Genomic DNA, 18,903 nt, shown 5'->3' with positions numbered 1-18,903 from the left:
ATGACTAATGACTAATGACTATCGATATTGATCTTTTTTGCTGTAAATTAGGCGATCTTCAACGTGAATAGTATCTATGATCGCTACTACCACTGCATCTAATGGTCGCTGTTCATTGCCAATAACTTGACGAGCGGCACTGCCACGACTGACAAGTACCCACTCATCTACTCCTGCTCCCACAATATCTGCTGCTACCTCGTATTGTGGCAGGATGTTGCCGTCTTCATCCACTAATTGTAACAACAGTAGTTTGACACCTCGAAGACTTGGATCTTTTTGTGTGCTAACTACTGTGCCGCGAACTTTGGCGACTTGCATTCTTTAATTACGGTCTTCTACCGAAAGGACGAATTGCATTCACATTTTCCCGGAATTGCTCTACATCTTCGGTATAACGAATTGGTAGGACGTATTCCAAGTTTTCGTGAGGACGAGCAATGATGTGAGTAGACAGCACTTGTCCGCCGTTGACTCGCTTCACTGATTCAACACCAGCGCCTACGGAAGCTTGCACTTCCGACACATCACCCCGAACAATCACGGTAACTCGACCACTACCGATTTTTTCATAGCCTACTAGAGTAACACGGGCAGCTTTCACCATTGCATCAGCAGCTTCCACTACTGCTGGAAAGCCTAGCGTTTCAACCATTCCCACTGCAATTGACATTAGATTTTAATCCCTATTTAAAGTTTTTAGCCCTGGACAAAAGAAAGCGATGCTCAAAAAGGTAAAGAGTGTTAATTACTTTGTTTAAACAGCTTTTAGGTACGGAACTGTTCCACAGCTTCTGTGTAACGTATCGGCAATACGTATTCTAGGTTTTCGTGAGGACGAGCAATAATGTGAGTGGATAACACTTCACCACCATTTACTCTTTTCGCCGCTTCAACCCCAGCAGCTACGGAAGCTTGTACTTCCGATACATCTCCCCTAACTATCACGGTGACGCGAGCGCTACCAATTTTTTCATACCCTACTAAAGTCACACGGGCGGCTTTCACCATCGCATCAGCAGCTTCCACTACTGCTGGAAAGCCCTTCGTTTCAATCATCCCAACTGCAATTGGCATCGCAGAACTCCTACAATATTAATCCAATCTGTACTGTCGCTTAAAATTTTTGACGGGGAGAGCTTGATCTTAATAGCTAAGAAAACACTTCCAAATTAAGCATAGGAAAAGTTGGCCTTCCTGGCAATATAAATTACTATAATAGTTTATGATAAGAAAGTTTTAAAAAACTTAACAAAAATTTATCTGTCCTCCTGAGCAATTAAAGTTAACTGATTCCTAGAGGAGCCACTTATGCTTTATAATTTCTTTATCACATTTACAAAACGACATTCATAACCAGGGGTAATTTTATCTGGGGAGGGAGGACAAGCTGCTGTATCTTATGCTGTATCTAGGTTCTGCCAATTTTTGCTGTATGTACAAGGACTAAGTGAAAAATATATAATTTTTCCAAATATATCGTATAAAGTAGTTTGTTCAAAGTAGAAATAAAAATGTAAAAACAAAGGTGAGGTTAAAGCAAGTAAATGCTTTAACCTATGTAAAGTTATATTTTCTCGAAGTTTAATAGGGTAAATAAAAGTAAAAATACTTATGATAATTTAGTTGAAACAAGAGTAAAAAAATATTGATATTTCTACTAAATTAATTTTGTAAAATAAATAATTGTATAAAAGCTTTTTTAAAATTCAGGCTGAGTCGTCAAGGTGAATTTAAATGGATCAATTTCTATTTTCAACAAATTGGTTTGTGCCTTTATATAGCTTATTAGGCGCAATTTTGACATTGCCGTGGGGAATAGGAATAATTCGGCGAACAGGGCCAAGACCTGCGGCATACATAAACTTGTTGACGACCGTTTTGGCTTTTGTCCATAGCCTGGTTGTATTTAACATTATCTGGGATAAAGAACCAGAAAAGTTACTAGTGACGTGGTTTAAAGCTGCTGATTTAGACTTATCTTTTGCCTTGGAACTATCACCAGTCAGTATTGGGGCAACAGTTTTAATCACAGGGTTAAGCTTACTTGCACAAGTTTACGCTCTGGGTTACATGGAAAAAGACTGGTCGTTGGCACGTTTTTTTGCGCTGCTGGGATTTTTTGAAGCAGCGCTGAGTGCTTTAGCAATCAGTGATTCTTTGTTTTTCAGCTATGGCCTTTTGGAAGTACTGACGCTTTCGACTTACTTGCTGGTGGGATTTTGGTATGCTCAACCGCTAGTAGTGACGGCGGCGCGGGATGCGTTTTTAACCAAACGGGTGGGAGACTTGTTGCTGCTGATGGCTGTGGTGACACTTTCCACCTTAGCCGGGAGTTTGAACTTTTCGGATTTATATGAGTGGGCGCAAACAGCTAATTTAAGCCCAATGACATCAACATTGCTAGGATTGACGTTAATTGCTGGGCCTGCTGGTAAATGCGCCCAATTTCCCCTGCATCTTTGGTTGGATGAGGCAATGGAAGGGCCCAACCCCGCCTCGGTAATGAGAAACTCACTAGTAGTAGCTGGTGGTGCTTATTTACTGTATAAACTACAACCATTGTTAGCCCTGTCGCCAGTTGCCTTGAATGTATTAGTAGTGATGGGAACGGTGACAGCGATTGGGGCCACATTAGTATCCATAGCTCAAATTGACATTAAGCGATCGCTATCTCATTCCACTAGTGCATACATGGGCTTAGTGTTTTTGGCGGTGGGGTTGCAGCAAGGGGGTGTAGCCTTGATGTTGCTGTTAACTCATGCGATCGCTAAAGCATTATTATTCATGAGTTCAGGTTCAGTAATTTTGACCACCCAAAGCCAAGACTTAACAGAAATGGGCGGTCTGTGGTCAAGGATGCCAGCCACAACCACTGCCTTTGTTGTCGGTTCAGCCGGGATGGTAACACTGCTACCATTAGGAAGCTTTTGGGCAATGCTAGCATGGGCTGACGGTTTTGTGAATATTAGCCCTTGGGTGATTGGGGTTTTATTATTGGTCAATGGCTTGACAGCATTGAACTTGACCAGAGTATTTAGATTAGTCTTCTGGGGGAAACCGCAACAAAAGACCCGTCGCACCCCAGAAGTTGGTTGGCAGATGGCCTTACCAATGGTGATTCTCACAGTCTTGACTCTGCTTGTGCCTCTGATGCTACAGCAATGGTACTTGCTACCAGATTGGGAAAGTATTAATTGGTCTGTAGCGTTAGCGTTGTTTATTTCTACCGTCGTGGGGGTAGGTGTAGGGTCTACAGTTCATCTACACAAAGCTTGGTCAAGATCCAGAATCTTGGCGTGGAGATTTGTGCAGGACTTGTTAGGGTATGATTTTTATATTGACCGAGTTTATCGCGTAACGGTGGTGAGTGCAGTCGCACTGCTATCTAAAGTTTCTGCTTGGAGCGATCGCTATTTAGTCGATGGTCTTGTAAACTTGGTTGGGTTTGCGACAATTCTCGGCGGACAAACTTTAAAGTACAGCATTTCTGGGCAATCTCAGGGCTATATGTTGACCATCCTAGCGGTCGTCAGCGTCCTGGGTTTATTCATCAGCTGGTCATCTGGTCTACTAGATAAATTACCTTTTTAAGCGAGTTAGGAGACGCGATTAATCGCGTCTGTACAGGAGTTAAGAGTTAAGAGTTAGGGATTATTATACTCTCCCTCTTTCCCTATCCCCTATCCCCTATCCCCTATCCCCTTCTATCTATGCTTAGTGTTTTAATTCTAGTGCCGTTAATCGGCGCAGCTTTAATTGGTTTCTCGCCCTCTGGCATCAGTGGTAAATTCGCCCGTGGGGTGGCTTTGGTCTTTGCCAGTATCGCTTTCTTATGGACAATCGTACTAGCAATTCAGTTCCATCCAGGGGAAATCACTCAACAGTTTGCCGAGTCTCTCCCTTGGATAGATGTCTTAGGCTTGAACTATAACCTGGGAATAGATGGTTTATCTTTGCCACTGTTGGTTTTGAATGCACTGTTAACTTGCATTGCCATTTACAGTAGCGATGAATCCCTACAGCGTCCTAAATTTTATTACTCTTTGATACTATTATTGAGCGCTGGGGTGACTGGAGCTTTTCTGGCACAGGATTTACTGCTATTTTTCTTGTTTTACGAATTGGAACTAATCCCGCTATATCTGTTGATAGCTATTTGGGGTGGGGAAAAACGGGGTTATGCTGCAACAAAATTTCTCATTTATACTGCCGTTTCGGGAATCTTGATTTTGGCAAGTTTCCTCGGCATGGTTTGGCTGAGTGGTTCTTCTAGCTTTGCACTAGCAACCTTGAACCCTACGACTCTACCTCTAGCGACACAGCTTTTATTGCTAGGGGGAATTTTGGTAGGTTTTGGGATTAAAATTCCTTTGGTTCCCTTCCATACTTGGTTGCCAGATGCTCACGTTGAAGCTTCCACACCAATTTCTGTGCTGTTGGCTGGAGTGTTGTTGAAGTTGGGAACTTATGGTTTACTGCGGTTTGGGATGAACTTGTTACCAGAAGCTTGGGCTTATGTGGCTCCTTGGTTAGCGACTTGGGCAGTAGTAAGTGTACTGTATGGTGCATCCTGTGCGATCGCTCAAACCGATATGAAAAAAATGGTGGCATACAGTTCTATTGGACACATGGGCTACGTACTTTTAGCGGCGGCGGCGGCTACACCATTAAGTGTGTTGGGTGCTGTGATGCAGATGATTAGCCACGGCTTGATTTCCGCCATGCTGTTTTTGCTGGTGGGGGTTGTGTATAAAAAAGCCGGAAGCCGGGATTTAGAAGTTCTCCAAGGACTGCTGAACCCAGAACGCGGTATGCCTGTAATTGGTAGCTTGATTGTTGTGGGAGTGATGGCCAGCGCTGGGATACCGGGAATGCTGGGGTTTATTTCCGAATTCATCGTTTTTCGGGGGAGTTTCCCAGTTTTTCCAGTGCAAACGCTGCTATCAATGATTGGCACAGGCTTAACTGCGGTTTACTTCCTAATACTCCTGAATCGCGCCTTTTTTGGACGCTTGTCTGCACAAGTTACCAACTTACCACGAGTGTATTGGAGCGATCGCGGCCCAGCTGCAATTTTAGCTGTGCTGATTGTGATTTTCGGCATTCAACCTGGTTGGTTAGTGCGCTGGACTGAACCAACAATTACAGCAATGGTGAATAGCCAAAACGTAGTAGTAGCAGTGTCTTTGGATAAAGTGGGGAATGGGGAGTAGGGAATGGGGAAGAAGCAAGGGAGAAGAGTTTTCCCCTAAGCAAGAGCAGCACCCCGCCCCTGGAGCCTCTTTTCAATGCCCAATGCCCTAATTCCTATTCTTTTTGGAGAGATATAGGACTCGTATTTGATTTTTGAAAAAAATCAGTACACCGCGAAAAGGCTTACTCCCTACTCCCTATTCCCTACTCCCTATTCCCTACTCCCTACCTACACAAATAATTTCAAAAATCAAAGCGGACTACTATAGCAATGGTAACTATTAAAAAGAAAGCGGTTCACAATCCCTTAGCTGAGTATATTGAACGTTTGCAAAAAGGAGATGCATTAGTCCCCGACAGTCCAGAAAATGTGCTAGAAGTTGTTGGTATTCTTAAAAGCTATGGCGTAGTTTTAGATGCCTACTCAAAAAATCTTAACTATATTGCCGAGCATCAGTTTTTAATATTTTTCCCATTTTTTAAATACTTTAATGGAGAGGTTTCTTTTCAGAAATTACTCCGTCACTGGTGGCATGACCGAATTAATTTTGAATATGCTGAGTATTGCATGAAAGGCATGATGTGGCACGGTGGCGGCGGACTAGATACGTATTTAGATACAAATGAATTTAAAGAAAGAGCGCAAGCCGTTATCACCGCAAAGTTTAAAAATAATCCCTTAATTCTGGGTATTAACCAACTGTTTCCAGATTTTTTAACAGAACAATTGCGCGTCTCTGCTTACTACACCGGTTTAGGTCAATTCTGGCGAGTAATGGCTGATATGTTCCTCAGCTTATCAGACCGCTACGACCAAGGTGAAATTAAATCGATTCTCCAAGTTGTAGAACACATTAAAGCAGGGTTAGTAGCAAATGCATCAAACCCAATTACCTACGCCGTCAAAATTCGAGGTGAGGTCTATGAAATCATTCCCAAAAGCGTTGGTTTGACCTTCTTAGCAGATACAGCAATACCTTATGTAGAAGCAGTATTCTTCCGGGGAACTCCTTTCCACGGTACAGTTTCATACAACGCCCAAGGATATCAAATTCCCCCAGATCAAACGCGATTCCAATATGGCGCATTGTATGCCGATCCTTTGCCTATTGGCGGTGCAGGTATTCCTCCCACCTTGTTGATGCAGGATATGCGTCATTATCTTCCAGAGTATTTGCACGAAATTTATCGTCGCAGTCTTCGGGGTGAAGATGATTTGCGGGTACAAATTTGCATGAGTTTCCAAAAATCGATGTTTTGCGTAACGACAGCAACGATTTTGGGACTGATGCCTTATCCTTTGGATACTAAAGATCCAAATGAGGAAAAAGGTAATCGAGTTTATTTAGAGAAGTGGATGAGTCGGTTAGAAACTTCGCGGTTGCTCGATGTGAATAAATAGGTAAGATTAGACTTCTGGTTCGATGCCTAAAGATCGCAATTGAGCAGTCAAGCGATCGGCCCTTTGGCGTTCTAGTTCCGCCCTTTCTTCACCAGTCAACAACAAATTACCTTGCAAATCCCACCAGCGTAGCCAAGGTAATTCCATATTATAATATTGTCCCTGCCAAATCCCTAACTCAACTCCTAAAGGATGTATGGGATAATGTCCGCGTTCATTTGCGGTTAATAACTGATATTGTCCACCAATTAATTCATAAACTTCCACGCTGGCTTTATTCACTTCATAAATGCCGTAGAAGGGAGGACGAATTACCTGCTCATAAATCCAAAATTTCCCCTTCCAAGGAGTTTTATCTCGCTCCTCACTACCGTCCCCAGAGACAAATTCTAATGCAATTAATGGGGCAATAAACTCTCGCCATAATACATAAGACCTGCGCGTTTGTCCATCCAGGGTAGGCGGTACATTCCCTATATAAAACCAGTCGGGAGCTTCTGCACCTTTTTCTGGGGGGTCAGTTATCCGCCAATAGATACCGCTATCTTGACCAATACAGTATTGCCCATCAGGATGACGTTTTTGCAATATCGGTTTAATCGAGTCGGTTAGGAGAATGCTTTGGGGATGTTCCTGAAAGTTTTTCACGAATGTACCATCAGACTCAGGAAGCTGTGTATGGTCTGGGAACGGTGTGAGGGCGGTGGATGGATCGGTTGCAGAGGTCATAATACCAATTCTCCAAAATGAGGTAACAGATGTAGATCAGGAAAGTCCTGCGGCATCTAAGTTTATTAATTGCGAATTGCGAATTGCGAATTGCGAATTGGTATAAGGCTACCTTTGCAGAAGTAAGGGTTGTTTTTTAGTTTAGCAGTGGAAGGGGAGATGGGGCGATCGCTTACTACTCGCCAACTAATGCCAGTGCTTGATTGATCGCACGGTCAGAAAGATACATTCCTGATGAGCGTAAATTCTCTATAATTGGTCGTGCCATTGTTATTTTGCCACGTTGCTTTGCTGTCAAAACTATACCTAGTGTTCCTCGTACAAGAATCCCCAGTACTGCTGCACATCTACGAGCCGCAAGATCATCCATAATTGCTTCTGTACCAGGGTGAGTATACGCCCAAGTCAAAACAGATGATTCGCCTTTACCTAAATCCCAAGATTGGATAATCTCAGGAGTTGAAGGTGCTTCCACAACTATTAACCAGTTTGTTTGTGAAAGTGCTGCAACAGTCGGGTCTTCTGTGCCTCTTTGCTGAATTTCAACAGCTACGGCTGATGGAACTAAAACTTCTTTAGGACTTACGTAGTGAAAACCTGAAACCTCGATCCCCCCTAACCCCCCTTAAAAAGGGGGGGAGCTGAAAAGCCCCCTTTTTAAGGGGGTTGGGGGATCTATTCTGCGTAAGTCCTATTCTTCATTCAATAACTGCAACAAATCTAGGAAACTACTTCTAGATAAAAAAATTAGAGGTGAAGCATTAATTACAGGTGGTTTAGCCACGTTCTAATTCCCGTTGTAAGTCATCAAAATCAACAATGAAGGCATCGATTTGTTCACGGGATAGAGCCAAGAGAAAATCTGTTCTATTTAAATCGGCGATATTAGCTGCTTTCTCTTGAGAAATTTCACCGCGTCCATACCAGTGGATGGCCGCAGCCAAACGCAATTCACGGACAAACTCATTAGGTGACAGGCGCAGGGCAGAAAATATTTCTTCGGGTAGTTCTAAGGTGACAATAGTCATAAAAGTTATGCAGTGTGAAAGCCTATTCTAGACTTCACTATATGAAAAACAATTCGCAATGGGCTACGCCCCGCTACGCTAACGCAATTAATACCAATTCTCCAAAATGAGGTAACAGATGTAGATCAGGAAAGTCCTGCGGCATCTAAGTTTATTAATTGCGAATTGCGAATTGCGAATTGCGAATTGGTATAAATACTTATGCCCCGCCCTCGACGCGAACTTAAATCAGGCTTTTGTTATCACATTACTACCCGTTGCAATAACCGGGAATTTCGGCTGACGCGGTTAGAATGTCGTGAAGTTTTCCTTTATGCCATTAAGAAGGCAGAGGATAAGTATAAATTTAAACTCTATGCTTTGTGCATTATGTCGAATCATGTGCATTACTTGATAGAGCCACAACAGCCAGAGGAATTACCCAAAATTATGCACTGGCTCAACTGGTATACTGCCATGTGCTTTAACCGAATGTTGAACCGCACAGGGCATTTTTGGGAGAAGCGATATCACAGTACGGGTTTTGCGAATACAGATCGACAACGGGCGTTGAATACTCTGCGATATATTCACGCTAACCCAAAGGCGGCGGGAATGCAGCAGGGTTTTTTCTATGACTTTAGTAATTATGGCACTCACGACCGTTTGAGTAATGATGGCATAACTCAATGGCATCCAGCATTTTTACAATTGGGGCGAACTTTGGAAGAGTGCGCGGCGAGATATCGCAGATTTTGTCAGAAATATAAGCCAAAAGCGAAACCAGAGAAACGAAATCATTGGGGAAGTCGCTTTTTGCCTTCGATGATTAAGAGTGGGAAGGCTAAAAAGTCGTCGCCTGGGCAGATGAGTTTACCTTGGGATAACCAGAGGGTGACGGAATCTACTGAGGTGCATGAGGTAGCGGAAAAATTTATTCAGGCAAATCGCTATCAGCCGACGGTGCCAGGTATCGGATTTATGAAATGTTGATTATTGCGTGGGAAAAGAGGCTGTGATAAATGTTTACAAATTTCTGAAAGCTTTATATGTTACATTTTACAAGTCTCGACGCGAGAAAAGAGAGATCGGAGATTTCGAAAAAAATGGGGTAACAAGGGGTATTAAAATAGTGGGTAAATGTCCCTTGGAGGCAGAGGTATTATAGTTTACTTCATTCCACTCTATCCACTTGCCCATTACTCTCCATTCCACGCGATCGCTGAAGCGACAATAAGCTTCGTATATTTCGTCATCATCATCCCTAACTCTACCACCAAAACGTGCATATATCCTTATGAAGGGGGCGAAAATCTTCAACAAAGGTGAACTTGTTCGACTTCCTTCTAAGATTCCACCCTCTTCGAGATATATTTTTTTCTGAACACTAAACCCAAATTTTCCATTGCTGTAATTGACCCACAGTTGGTCAATAATTCTCAAGTCTTCACAGGGAAATTCCCGAATGTCATTTAGTTCCAGATAGCCTTGTTTTTCCCTTCCTGCGACTTCCAGCATCACTTTTAATGTTTCCTCATCAGCCTCTTTCCACATACCTGCTGCTAGATAGTAAGCGAGTTGATGATACTTTTCGGGTATGCGAAACCGGACTAGGCGAAATTTCTCTGTTGAGGTTTTCCGCCTATAACAGATTCCTGCGTCACCAAATCGTTCTCTAGTTCTCTGACTCAACCAGGCGCAAAACGCATTTCCTTGGGCAAAGCCGATTTCACTTGGTTTGATTTCAATAGTTAAGTCGCTGTTGGTTGTCTCTAAGAAAAACAGGCGATATTCTGCCTCAGTAATCTCAGTATCATCTACCACTTGTCCTGCCCAGATTTTGTCACCTGTCTCTGTGGTGGTGATCGCAGGCTGGTCTTCTTTTTCTGAACTCCCTACAAAACAATCTTCGTTCAGGTGATTTAGCCGTTTTTCCAGTTGCACTGATGCTGCTAACTTAAAAACTTCCAGGTCATCTGACTTCAAACCCTCTTCTACCTTTTTCAGTAGTTCCTGTTCTTTTTTTGGACTAACTCTGAGCTTGTTCTGCAAACACTCGTAAGCAAGGGTTAAGGTGGCTACAGTTGGGTTGTTTAATGCCGCATCAATCAGGTTATCGACTTTGACTTGACCTGCATAGAATAAAATAGTTTGTCTCCTCCAATCCAGATATTGGTTATCTCTGGTAAAAACTTCTAATAAATAAGGCTCATGCTCTGCCTTTGTGAGTTCAACCGCCGTTAAATACTCCTGAAAGGTGCGATGGGTAAATTCATAGAGTTTTTCTTGTTTGCGATCGCTCAACAGTTCTCGCACACCACTATCATCTCTTTCGATAAAATCTTCTGGTTTAACCTCTTGTCCCCCCTCAACCATCTGAGCTAGTTCTGCCTGAAGAAACTCTTTTGCTAGAAAAATATTACTGTCCTGATTTCTCTCATCGAGCGTAAACTGAAGTACTTGGCGTTTGGTCATCTCCAATGCGAGTGCCTGCAAAGCTTCTTGCTTTTGCTCTGGCTTGAGTGGATATCGGATAGTTCCAGAAGCAGATTGCCGTCCTTGGAGAAGCACATCACAAACTTGCTTGTAAAGTCCTGTTCGGGTTGGAGAAAGACTCGTTTTCTGCTTATAAGTATTAATAATCAATGCCAGTAAAAGCGGGTTAGTTGCCATCAAGCGGAGTGAAGAAACTGCATCAATTTGCCGCACTAACTCGTTTTTTTTGGATTCGGCAATTTTCTTCAGCTGTTTTTCTGATTGTTCGCCAGAATTTTTACGTTTTTCTAGATTAAAATACCAGTTGAAAAGAAAGCTATTGCGCTGTTGAGTGGTGAATGACCGCACAAAATAAGCTGGGGTATCTAGCAGAGGAGCTTGATTGTAAGCTTGTGGACGCGATGTCAGAATGAACGGTAATTTATGCCCATAATTTTGGAGTTGCCGAGAAACCCAAGTACTTACCTGCCGTCGATGCTCATCGTCCGCAACTTCATCGAGTCCATCTAACATTACCAAACACTTGGCGTCTTTAAGCTGTTTTATAAACCACTGCTGAGTTTTTGTTGATTCATCTCCCATCGCTTTAGCGATTACTCGAGCTAGAGAGGAGTTAGCATCTGCAACAATAGCGGGAGCCACATCTCTCAACCTCAACAAAATAGGAATAAGTTGAGGCAAACCTCGACACAATTTTGATTGTTTTCGCAGAGCAAGCAGAAGCGTGATGTGCCGTAAAAGTGTGGTTTTTCCTGAACCAGGCGCTCCTAAAATTACCAGTCGTCGCCACGTCGAATTTTTTTTCGTAATCTTTCTCAGCAAACTACCAATTTCACTTTCCTGCTGAGTAGTAATAGTTATAGAGGTTGCTGTTTGCCCGGATTCCGAATTTTGCTCCGGCTCAGTTTCATCACCGGAGGTCAAATCTTGAGGATTAGAAACTGGTGTTTCTGAATTAAAGCCCAAGGGGACAAACACATTTTCCAGATCCAGTCCTTCGCCACTAAATCCGCGCCCCTGGTATTCTTTACATTCAGCTATTTGTCGGGCAAGATACTCTGCCCCAAACCGATCTGTAACTGTTGTCCACCATTTTGGAATTTGAGTAGTAAGTATCCAGTCCAAAAATTTATCGAAATAGGGAAGGAGTTTATTCCCAATTCTGATGATGATAAAAACAAGAACGGTGATTCCTAAAAAGATAGCAAACTCTTTCCATCGGGCATTTTTGGCATGATCAGCAGCAATAGCAATAAAAATACCCGGTACACCCCACCCGACTAATTTGTTATCTAAAATCTTTTGTACCGATTCCCACCAAGCGGGTTGATTATCTTGGCTTTGAGTCATAGTAATTAATGAAACTTGACTTAATAACTTAATATTATGTTAATTAAGACCGCAGGTATTCCTAAACTGATAAGCTTTGAATTTAAGATTTTCCAAAAGCCCTCAAGGTTCAAAAGCGTGTTCTGGTCTTGTAGGTCTCGTACCATTGATCGCTTGTGGGGTAAAACCTGCTGTTAGGAGTATAAGCGATCGCTACTTACGAAAAAATACTTAATGAATGATTTAAGCAAATTTTAATCAGATACTAGGCTTCTGGTTCAACGCCGATCGCCCAAAAGAGAGCCAATATAATATTTATCGATTGGTTCACCACTTAACCCAATACGCTTGGGTTAAGAATAATTGTAGGTTGGATTGAACTTTAGTGTTACCCAACAAACCCCGAAAAATGTTGGGTTTCGTTCCTCAAACGCCACTTGCTTCAAGTCGGGAAACCGCAAGGGCGCAGTGGCTCCCCAACCTACGCAGGTTAAGGTTTTTGGCTCTAACACCAAGCGTATTGCCACAAAACCTAAGAATCTCCCGAGTTGAATTCGGGAGAGTGTCAAAAAAACCCAAATGTCTTGTCTTTATCAAGTAACAACCTCTTGCTTAGGCTTCCGCACTGGCGCCCGAATTCAATAAACGATTGCCTGAATTCAATAAACGATCGCCCGAATTCAATAAACGATCGCCCGAATTCAATAAACGATCACCCGAATTCAATAAACGACTGCCCGAATTCAATAAACGACTACCCGAATTCAATAAACGACTACCCGAATTCAATAAACGACTACCCGAATTCAATAAACGACTACCCGAATTTAATATCGCGCTTCTCGCTTGATTGCAATATCGAACTCCTATTTAATTTTTGCGAAGCTCGGTGCGCCTTTATCTCGCTTCGCTCATGAAGATTCCCTGCGATCGCCTTGATTCTTATGCTTAATCTATGTAAAAATATTTAGAAATATATTTTTAAAAGTATAAAAATATATTTGCGTAGTTACTGGTTTTAAGAGCGTTATACCAAAATATTAAATTTCCGGCTCAATACCAAGCGCTGGTTTTAAGAGCGTTGTTATGGAAGATAAGCTAAGTAAATAAACTGATATCTACATTAAAATAGTCCGCCAACGCTTCTGCTTGAGTTTTACTAATGGTGCGATCGCCATTAACAATTTGCAAGGCAATTTCCAATGAACCAATTACCTCAGCTAATGCTTCAGTTGTAGTATCGCGTGCGTCCATCAGATGCACTAACATCGAATTGGGTGTACCTTGGAGGATTGGGTAATGGGTTTCTTCAAACTGCTCAATTAATGTCACCAACAGTTGCAACAACATCTCTTCTTCTGGTGTACGATTGGGACGATGTTCTAAGGTTAATGCGAGTGCGATCGCTTGTTCGTTTTCTGCTTCCGTGGTAATTATTTTTGGCTGATACTCGGCTAGCAATTTACCATAAGATTCTGAATTAAAAATACGGGTCATTTTTCCATTTATCCTTATCATATTCAGCGTGAGTTAGGACATATTTAATATAGATTCTTTGAGTTTTGTAAACAATATCAGCAATCAAACGGTAGTTGTTTCCTTTAATATTAAACACGGTGAAGTTACCAACTGCTTCTGCTTTTGGATAAATAGCCTGAACTTCAAGCAGATTTTTCCATTCAGCTTTAGTTGCTATCCTATACCAATCATAAAGTGCTTCCCTTGCATCTGCGTGTGCCTCACAAAATTCCCGTAGAATTCTGCGACTAATAACGTGCATTTAATTTTACTCTGATTACTGCAATAACCCACATATCACCATCTTCTTCGTAAGTTTCAATATCTTGTAAACGAATATTATCTATTCTCGAAGAAGTCGCATTTCCCATACGATACAAATCAATAGGGGTTTTTCTCATACAAATCAGCCAAAGACTTAGGCTTCTGGTTCAACACCGAGCGATCGCAATTGAGCAATTAGGCGATCGGCTCTTTGTCTTTCCTGTTCAGCCCGTTGGGATTCCTGTTCAGCCCGTTGGGATTCCTGTTCAGCCCGTTGAGATTCCTGTTCAGCTCTTTCTGAGCCAGTCAACAACAAATTACCCTGCAAATCCCACCAACGCAACCAGGGCAATTGGGCGTTTTGATAAACTCCATGCCATAAGCCTAACTCAACTCCCAAGGGGGTAATAGGATAATGTCCGCGCTCATTTGTTGCTAATAACTGATATTGTCCACCGATTAATTTATAAACTTCTACACTGGCTTTCTTCACTTCATAAATGCCATAATAAGCCGGGTGAATTACTTGCTCATAAATCCAAAATTTGCCCTGCCAAGGGGTTTTATCTCGTTCTTCACTACCATCCCCAGAGACAAATTCCAAGGCAATCAAAGGGGCAATAAATTCTCGCCAGAGTACATAAGACCTCCGCGTTTGTCCATCAAGCAAGGGCGGTACATTTCCTACATAAAACCAATCTGGTGCTTCTGCGCCTCGTTCTGGCGGGTCTGTTAAGCGCCAGTAAATACCTAAGTCCTGACCTATACAATATTGGCCTTCAGGATGTAATTGTTTCAGAACAGGTGTAATCGAGTCAGTGAGTAAGATGCTTTGGGGATGCTCTTGCCAATTTTTCACAAAAGTACCATCAGACTCTGGTAGCTCCGTATGGTCGGGGAAAGGAGTGAGGGCGGTGGATGGGTCGGTTGCAGAGGTCATAAGACTACCTTTGCAGGAGTAAGGGTTGTTTTTTAGTTTAGCAAGTGTAGACTTAAAGCAACTTATCGTCAGACATCTGAATATATAGATAGTGTGAGTTTAGCTGAACGTAGCGAACATAGGACACATCGCCTGAAAAAAATCACTCTCCAAGTAATATCAGCAAAGAGAGAGAACGAGGAAGCTTATTCCCTCTACACTCTAGACCATTTTGTGCCCCGCAAGATTTACTAGCCACTCAATATAATTAGTTAATCCTGAATCAAGAGATGTTAAAGGTTGCCATCCTATTAAATCCTTAGCCTGCTTAATATCTATATTTACATGTTCAAAATCAGCTACTCTTGCAGGCAAATATTCAATTAAACTCTGCGAATTAGTTAAGGAAATTATTTTTTGCGCTAATTTTATTACTGTTGTATCTTTGCCTGAACCTATGTTAAAAATTTGTCCGTTAGCTTGATTGGATAATGCTGCTTGAATATTAGCTCTAACAACATCTGCTACATAAACAAAGTCACGAGATTGATTGCCTGAACCAAAGATACTTAGTGGCTGATTTTGCAAAGCACGTTCTGTAAATATTGCCAGTACTCCAGAACCTCCTTTAGACTTTTGTCTTGGGCCATAGACATTCGCATATCTTAATCTAACTGTTGGTAAATTAAACTCATCATTAAATACTTTAAAATAAGCTTCTGCGGATGCTTTACTAGCTGCATAAGGAGACAGTAAGGAATTAGCCATTCCTAGAATTGGAACATACTCAGCAACCTGAGGATTTGGATAAGTAGCATCGCCGTATAGATTTGTAGAGGCTAGCAAGATTTTTTTGACTCCAGCTTGGCGTGCTGCCATAAGTAAATGCAATGTTCCTTGTGCATTTACCTCAAAATCAAACATCGGATCTTCAACGGCTTTTGCAGGATTAATCTGAGCTGCTTGATGAAATACAAAATCAACTCCCGCTACAGCACGCTTGATCTCTTCTTGATTACGTATGTCACCTTGTAAAAACTCAGCTTGATTATTAATATTATCTATACTGCCACTAGAGAGATTATCAAAAATTCTAACTTGGCAACCTATTTTTATTAAGCAATCGACTAAGTGGGAGCCAATAAATCCAGCTCCTCCTGTCACTAAAGCTTTGGCACCAGATAAGTCTAGTCTATCTATTGAAAGTCCTTCAATATTTGACATACTCTAGATTTAGTATTTCATGATTTTATGTACTTAAAAGTGATTTAGCTAAAAATTTAGCTATTTTAATATTGGCTTCGTGCGTGAAATGAACGCCATCTATAAGGTCGTTTTCTTCTATGTGTTTGCTTAAATCAATAAATACAATATTTTCTATTTCAGTCAGTTTTTCATTGTATTCATCAATTAGTAATCTTGCTTGCTTGTCATACCATAAAAAATGTCTATGGTAGAAAAAAGGGGGTATAGATAAGAGATATACTTTCTTGCGTAAAATCCGACAGACGCGAATTATTTGCTTAACGTTATCAATATAAACTTCTACTGGAAATTTATTGCGGCTATCGTTGGTTCCGATTAGAAGTATGACTCCATAAACATCTGGATATTTATTAACAATAGAATAAGCTGAACTAGCTAGTTCAGATGATGTTCTTCCATTAACGGCTTCTGTAATGCAATACCATTCTTCGGATGTAATTTCTGATAATTCTTTGGCAAGTTCTAACGGATAATTCCGCATATATCTGTCTCTTGCACCACAAGTTAGGCTGTCACCAAGACATAGAAGAAGATTGTAAATCATTGCATATTCGACTATTTTAGAACTAACTAATTAATCAATAGAAATATGCAAAACGGGAAGGATTTGACTGATGTTAATTAATTATCTATAGAACTCATATTTGATTTTTGAAAAAAAATCAGTACGATTCAAATAGCCTTGTTTCCCGTTTTCCGTTGCTTTTTGCTTATTATTTGCCTAGCAAGTAAGTTCAGAAATCAAATGGGGTTCCTATGTTAACTTAAATTTTGTGAGTGTATCTTACCATGAATTTCCCAAAAATGATACGGCTTATGTGAATTGGAAGCTCAAAGAACCCAGTTTCGTTAAAAGGGTGTTTTAAAAGTGCGGGTTGTTGTGAAAAAGCTCACAAGGCTTATGCTGAAATTTCTAGATAGTACCTCGTTCGTGAGCGAATGACTAAACGATGGCGTAGTAACCTGACATGCATGATTTTGAAAACATGTTAAGGAGTTACGCAAGTGTTATATTTTTTTGGTAGAGCTTGTCAAGCGCCAGTAAATACCTAAGTCCTGACCTATACAATATTGGCCTTCATGATGTAATTGTTTAAGGACAGGTGTAATAGACTCAGTGAGTAAAATCCTTTGGGGATGCTCTTGCCAATTTTTCACGAAAGTACCATCTGACTCTGGTAGCTGCGTATGATCGGGGAAAGGAGTGAGGGCGGTGGATGGGCCGATTGCAGAGGTCATAAGCAATTCAAAATTCAAAATTCAAAATGAAAAAAGAGTTTTGTAGAGATAGTGAATTATAGAGCTATGAGGAGCCTCACTCCTGACTAATCTCAAAGTACACGCAGTAAGCTGGGAATGCTTTCGATCGCGGACAAATCCCGAATTTCTGCCAGAGCTTGCCGAAAGTTGCCTTCCCGTACATCATGGGTAACAACTACAATCTCTGCTAGTTCCCCTTGAAAGCCAGTTTGGACAATTGATTCTAAGCTAACACCATAGTTACCAAAGCAAGTCCCCAATTTACCGATAACTCCCGGTTGGTCATTGGTGAGGAAACGGGCGTAAAACCGAGTTATCAATTCTGCCATCGGTGCAATTTGGCAGTATTCCTGATGTCCACAAGTTAATAAGGGATTTGCAACTGCTGTATTAGTTTTGAGGACAGCAACTAGATTTAAAATATCTGATGTTACAGCACTGGCGGTTGCACCAGCACCAGCACCGGGGCCGAAAAACATTACCTGGCCGATGGGTTCTCCTTCCACAAGAATGGCGTTGTAAACGCCGTTGATGCTAGCCAAAGGGTGGGCTTGAGGCACTAATGTGGGATGAACTCTTACAGAGAGAGGAGATGAGGGAGTATCACGTTTAGCGATCGCTAACAATTTAATCACAAATCCCAATTTCTCGGCGTAGGCAATATCTGTTTTGCTGACTTGCCGAATGCCCTCAGTATAAACATCTTGTAGGTTGATGCGTCCACCAAAGCCTAATGATGCCAGAATGGCAATTTTATCTGCTGCGTCTAAGCCATCAACATCGGCTGTGGGGTCAGCCTCAGCATAACCCAAGCGCTGGGCATCAGCTAAGACATCATTAAAGTTGCTGCCTTCTGTTTGCATCCGTGTCAGGATGTAGTTAGTTGTACCGTTTACAATACCAGTTACCGTATGAATACGGTTAACACTTAAAGACTGCTTCAAGGGTTGAATCACTGGAATTCCACCACCCACAGCAGCTTCTAGCATGACGTATACGCCAGCTTGATTAGCAGTCGTGAAAATTTCCGCCCCAAAGCGAGCGATCGCTGCTTTATTGGCAGTGACTACATGCTTACCATTACTTAAGGCTTTGAGGATGAGCGATCGCGCCGGTTCCAGTCCCCCCATCACCTCGACAACTATATCTACCGCCGGATCATTGACAATTGATTCTAAATCTGTATTTAAGACTTCCGTAGACAATTCTACTACACGGGGTTTATCGAGCGATCGCACTCCCACCCGATAGATTTCTATCTCTTGCAACAATGGGTGACGCCCAGCGCTATCTTGCAACAACTGCACTGTTCCCGTTCCCACGGTGCCTAATCCCAGTATTCCTAGTTTCACACCCACAATTTTTGCACCCAATTTCACCAATAACAATTGTAGGTAGAGCGTTTGCCCTACCTACTGATTATCCCGCTTCCTTTGTCATTTTGTCATTTGTCATTTGTCCTTTGTCCTTCGTCCTCTGTCTAAAACTAATGACTAATGACTAATGACCAATGACTA

General features: G+C 41.8%; 18 protein-coding genes and 1 pseudogene. 4 read left to right on the top strand and 15 right to left on the bottom strand.

Features of this window, described 5'->3' with window-relative positions:
* Nucleotides 1-18: 18 nt before the first annotated feature.
* From ccmL to LC653_RS22575, 3 genes are all read right to left on the bottom strand, one after another.
* Nucleotides 19-321 carry a beta-carboxysome shell vertex protein CcmL gene (gene ccmL / locus LC653_RS22585; protein WP_109011817.1) on the bottom strand — a complete coding sequence of 101 codons (303 nt, stop codon included), beginning with the start codon at nucleotides 319-321 and terminating at the stop codon, nucleotides 19-21.
* A 7-nt stretch (nucleotides 322-328) separates the two neighbouring features.
* The gene (locus LC653_RS22580) at nucleotides 329-673 is read right to left on the bottom strand and encodes a carbon dioxide-concentrating mechanism protein CcmK (protein WP_039748664.1); all 345 of its coding nucleotides are present in this window, start codon (nucleotides 671-673) and stop codon (nucleotides 329-331) included.
* A gap of 95 nt (nucleotides 674-768) precedes the next feature.
* On the bottom strand, nucleotides 769-1,077 hold the full coding sequence (locus LC653_RS22575) for a carbon dioxide-concentrating mechanism protein CcmK (RefSeq protein ID WP_190891121.1): 309 nt from the start codon (nucleotides 1,075-1,077) through the stop codon (nucleotides 769-771).
* Nucleotides 1,078-1,737: 660 nt separating this feature from the next.
* Here LC653_RS22575 and LC653_RS22570 point away from each other — a divergent pair.
* The 3 genes from LC653_RS22570 (at nucleotide 1,738) to LC653_RS22560 (ending at nucleotide 6,598) form a co-directional block, all read left to right on the top strand.
* Nucleotides 1,738-3,594, top strand: coding sequence for an NAD(P)H-quinone oxidoreductase subunit F (locus LC653_RS22570; RefSeq protein ID WP_229496973.1), 1,857 nt, complete (start codon nucleotides 1,738-1,740; stop codon nucleotides 3,592-3,594).
* Nucleotides 3,595-3,713: 119 nt separating this feature from the next.
* Nucleotides 3,714-5,216, top strand: coding sequence for an NADH-quinone oxidoreductase subunit M (locus LC653_RS22565; RefSeq protein ID WP_229496972.1), 1,503 nt, complete (start codon nucleotides 3,714-3,716; stop codon nucleotides 5,214-5,216).
* A gap of 251 nt (nucleotides 5,217-5,467) precedes the next feature.
* A complete protein-coding gene (locus tag LC653_RS22560) occupies nucleotides 5,468-6,598 on the top strand; it encodes a CO2 hydration protein (protein WP_229496971.1) in 1,131 nt (376 codons plus the stop codon).
* 6 nt (nucleotides 6,599-6,604) lie between these two features.
* Here the strand turns inward: LC653_RS22560 and LC653_RS22555 are convergent, their stop codons facing one another.
* The 3 genes from LC653_RS22555 to LC653_RS22545 all read right to left on the bottom strand — a co-directional run bounded on the left by LC653_RS22555 (nucleotide 6,605) and on the right by LC653_RS22545 (nucleotide 8,355).
* A complete protein-coding gene (locus LC653_RS22555) occupies nucleotides 6,605-7,327 on the bottom strand; it encodes a Uma2 family endonuclease (protein WP_229496970.1) in 723 nt (240 codons plus the stop codon).
* Nucleotides 7,328-7,502: 175 nt separating this feature from the next.
* Nucleotides 7,503-7,937 (bottom strand): PIN domain-containing protein, encoded by a 435-nt coding sequence (locus tag LC653_RS46315; RefSeq protein ID WP_504828432.1) that lies wholly within the window; start codon nucleotides 7,935-7,937, stop codon nucleotides 7,503-7,505.
* A gap of 166 nt (nucleotides 7,938-8,103) precedes the next feature.
* A complete protein-coding gene (locus tag LC653_RS22545) occupies nucleotides 8,104-8,355 on the bottom strand; it encodes a UPF0175 family protein (protein WP_229496968.1) in 252 nt (83 codons plus the stop codon).
* 201 nt (nucleotides 8,356-8,556) lie between these two features.
* Between LC653_RS22545 and LC653_RS22540 the strand changes: the two genes are divergently transcribed.
* Nucleotides 8,557-9,327 carry a transposase gene (locus LC653_RS22540; protein ID WP_229496967.1) on the top strand — a complete coding sequence of 257 codons (771 nt, stop codon included), beginning with the start codon at nucleotides 8,557-8,559 and terminating at the stop codon, nucleotides 9,325-9,327.
* 66 nt (nucleotides 9,328-9,393) lie between these two features.
* Here LC653_RS22540 and LC653_RS22535 read toward each other — a convergent pair whose 3' ends face one another.
* The 9 genes and pseudogenes from LC653_RS22535 to LC653_RS22495 form a co-directional block, all read right to left on the bottom strand.
* Nucleotides 9,394-12,180: a GUN4 domain-containing protein gene (locus LC653_RS22535; RefSeq protein WP_229496966.1), complete on the bottom strand. Its 2,787-nt coding sequence runs from the start codon at nucleotides 12,178-12,180 to the stop codon at nucleotides 9,394-9,396.
* Between the two features lie 1,077 nt (nucleotides 12,181-13,257).
* Nucleotides 13,258-13,656 (bottom strand): helix-turn-helix domain-containing protein, encoded by a 399-nt coding sequence (locus tag LC653_RS22530; protein ID WP_229496965.1) that lies wholly within the window; start codon nucleotides 13,654-13,656, stop codon nucleotides 13,258-13,260.
* Nucleotides 13,640-13,939, bottom strand: coding sequence for a type II toxin-antitoxin system HigB family toxin (locus LC653_RS22525; protein ID WP_229483171.1), 300 nt, complete (start codon nucleotides 13,937-13,939; stop codon nucleotides 13,640-13,642). Before LC653_RS22525 ends, LC653_RS22530 begins: the two co-directional genes overlap by 17 nt.
* Nucleotides 13,926-14,078 (bottom strand): hypothetical protein, encoded by a 153-nt coding sequence (locus LC653_RS22520; RefSeq protein ID WP_229483169.1) that lies wholly within the window; start codon nucleotides 14,076-14,078, stop codon nucleotides 13,926-13,928. The genes LC653_RS22525 and LC653_RS22520 overlap by 14 nt, the downstream gene beginning before the upstream one ends.
* Before the next feature lie 17 nt (nucleotides 14,079-14,095).
* Nucleotides 14,096-14,881, bottom strand: a complete 786-nt coding sequence (locus LC653_RS22515; protein ID WP_229496964.1) for a Uma2 family endonuclease — start codon at nucleotides 14,879-14,881, stop codon at nucleotides 14,096-14,098.
* Nucleotides 14,882-15,082: 201 nt separating this feature from the next.
* A complete protein-coding gene (locus LC653_RS22510) occupies nucleotides 15,083-16,084 on the bottom strand; it encodes an NAD-dependent epimerase/dehydratase family protein (protein ID WP_229496963.1) in 1,002 nt (333 codons plus the stop codon).
* Between the two features lie 25 nt (nucleotides 16,085-16,109).
* Nucleotides 16,110-16,670 carry an SGNH/GDSL hydrolase family protein gene (locus tag LC653_RS22505; protein ID WP_267923153.1) on the bottom strand — a complete coding sequence of 187 codons (561 nt, stop codon included), beginning with the start codon at nucleotides 16,668-16,670 and terminating at the stop codon, nucleotides 16,110-16,112.
* A 470-nt stretch (nucleotides 16,671-17,140) separates the two neighbouring features.
* A pseudogene (locus LC653_RS22500) lies at nucleotides 17,141-17,365 on the bottom strand (Uma2 family endonuclease); the annotation flags it as partial.
* Nucleotides 17,366-17,457: 92 nt separating this feature from the next.
* Nucleotides 17,458-18,744 carry a homoserine dehydrogenase gene (locus tag LC653_RS22495; protein ID WP_229496984.1) on the bottom strand — a complete coding sequence of 429 codons (1,287 nt, stop codon included), beginning with the start codon at nucleotides 18,742-18,744 and terminating at the stop codon, nucleotides 17,458-17,460.
* Nucleotides 18,745-18,903 lie beyond the last annotated feature (159 nt).

The organism is Nostoc mirabile CHAB5784, from assembly GCF_020829645.1.
GTDB lineage: Bacteria > Cyanobacteriota > Cyanobacteriia > Cyanobacteriales > Nostocaceae > Nostoc > Nostoc mirabile.
The sequence above is the reverse complement of the archived record's forward strand: the minus strand, read 5'-3'. Positions and strand labels throughout refer to the sequence as shown.

What these genes read in the sequence shown, in the direction of transcription:
- ccmL (WP_109011817.1), bottom strand. Translation starts at nt 321, where the DNA reads ATGCAAGTCGCCAAAGTTCGCGGCACAGTAGTTAGCACACAAAAAGAT.
- LC653_RS22580 (WP_039748664.1), bottom strand. Translation starts at nt 673, where the DNA reads ATGTCAATTGCAGTGGGAATGGTTGAAACGCTAGGCTTTCCAGCAGTA.
- LC653_RS22575 (WP_190891121.1), bottom strand. Translation starts at nt 1,077, where the DNA reads ATGCCAATTGCAGTTGGGATGATTGAAACGAAGGGCTTTCCAGCAGTA.
- LC653_RS22570 (WP_229496973.1), top strand. Translation starts at nt 1,738, where the DNA reads ATGGATCAATTTCTATTTTCAACAAATTGGTTTGTGCCTTTATATAGC.
- LC653_RS22565 (WP_229496972.1), top strand. Translation starts at nt 3,714, where the DNA reads ATGCTTAGTGTTTTAATTCTAGTGCCGTTAATCGGCGCAGCTTTAATT.
- LC653_RS22560 (WP_229496971.1), top strand. Translation starts at nt 5,468, where the DNA reads ATGGTAACTATTAAAAAGAAAGCGGTTCACAATCCCTTAGCTGAGTAT.
- LC653_RS22555 (WP_229496970.1), bottom strand. Translation starts at nt 7,327, where the DNA reads ATGACCTCTGCAACCGATCCATCCACCGCCCTCACACCGTTCCCAGAC.
- LC653_RS22545 (WP_229496968.1), bottom strand. Translation starts at nt 8,355, where the DNA reads ATGACTATTGTCACCTTAGAACTACCCGAAGAAATATTTTCTGCCCTG.
- LC653_RS22540 (WP_229496967.1), top strand. Translation starts at nt 8,557, where the DNA reads ATGCCCCGCCCTCGACGCGAACTTAAATCAGGCTTTTGTTATCACATT.
- LC653_RS22535 (WP_229496966.1), bottom strand. Translation starts at nt 12,180, where the DNA reads ATGACTCAAAGCCAAGATAATCAACCCGCTTGGTGGGAATCGGTACAA.
- LC653_RS22530 (WP_229496965.1), bottom strand. Translation starts at nt 13,656, where the DNA reads ATGACCCGTATTTTTAATTCAGAATCTTATGGTAAATTGCTAGCCGAG.
- LC653_RS22525 (WP_229483171.1), bottom strand. Translation starts at nt 13,939, where the DNA reads ATGCACGTTATTAGTCGCAGAATTCTACGGGAATTTTGTGAGGCACAC.
- LC653_RS22520 (WP_229483169.1), bottom strand. Translation starts at nt 14,078, where the DNA reads ATGAGAAAAACCCCTATTGATTTGTATCGTATGGGAAATGCGACTTCT.
- LC653_RS22515 (WP_229496964.1), bottom strand. Translation starts at nt 14,881, where the DNA reads ATGACCTCTGCAACCGACCCATCCACCGCCCTCACTCCTTTCCCCGAC.
- LC653_RS22510 (WP_229496963.1), bottom strand. Translation starts at nt 16,084, where the DNA reads ATGTCAAATATTGAAGGACTTTCAATAGATAGACTAGACTTATCTGGT.
- LC653_RS22505 (WP_267923153.1), bottom strand. Translation starts at nt 16,670, where the DNA reads ATGATTTACAATCTTCTTCTATGTCTTGGTGACAGCCTAACTTGTGGT.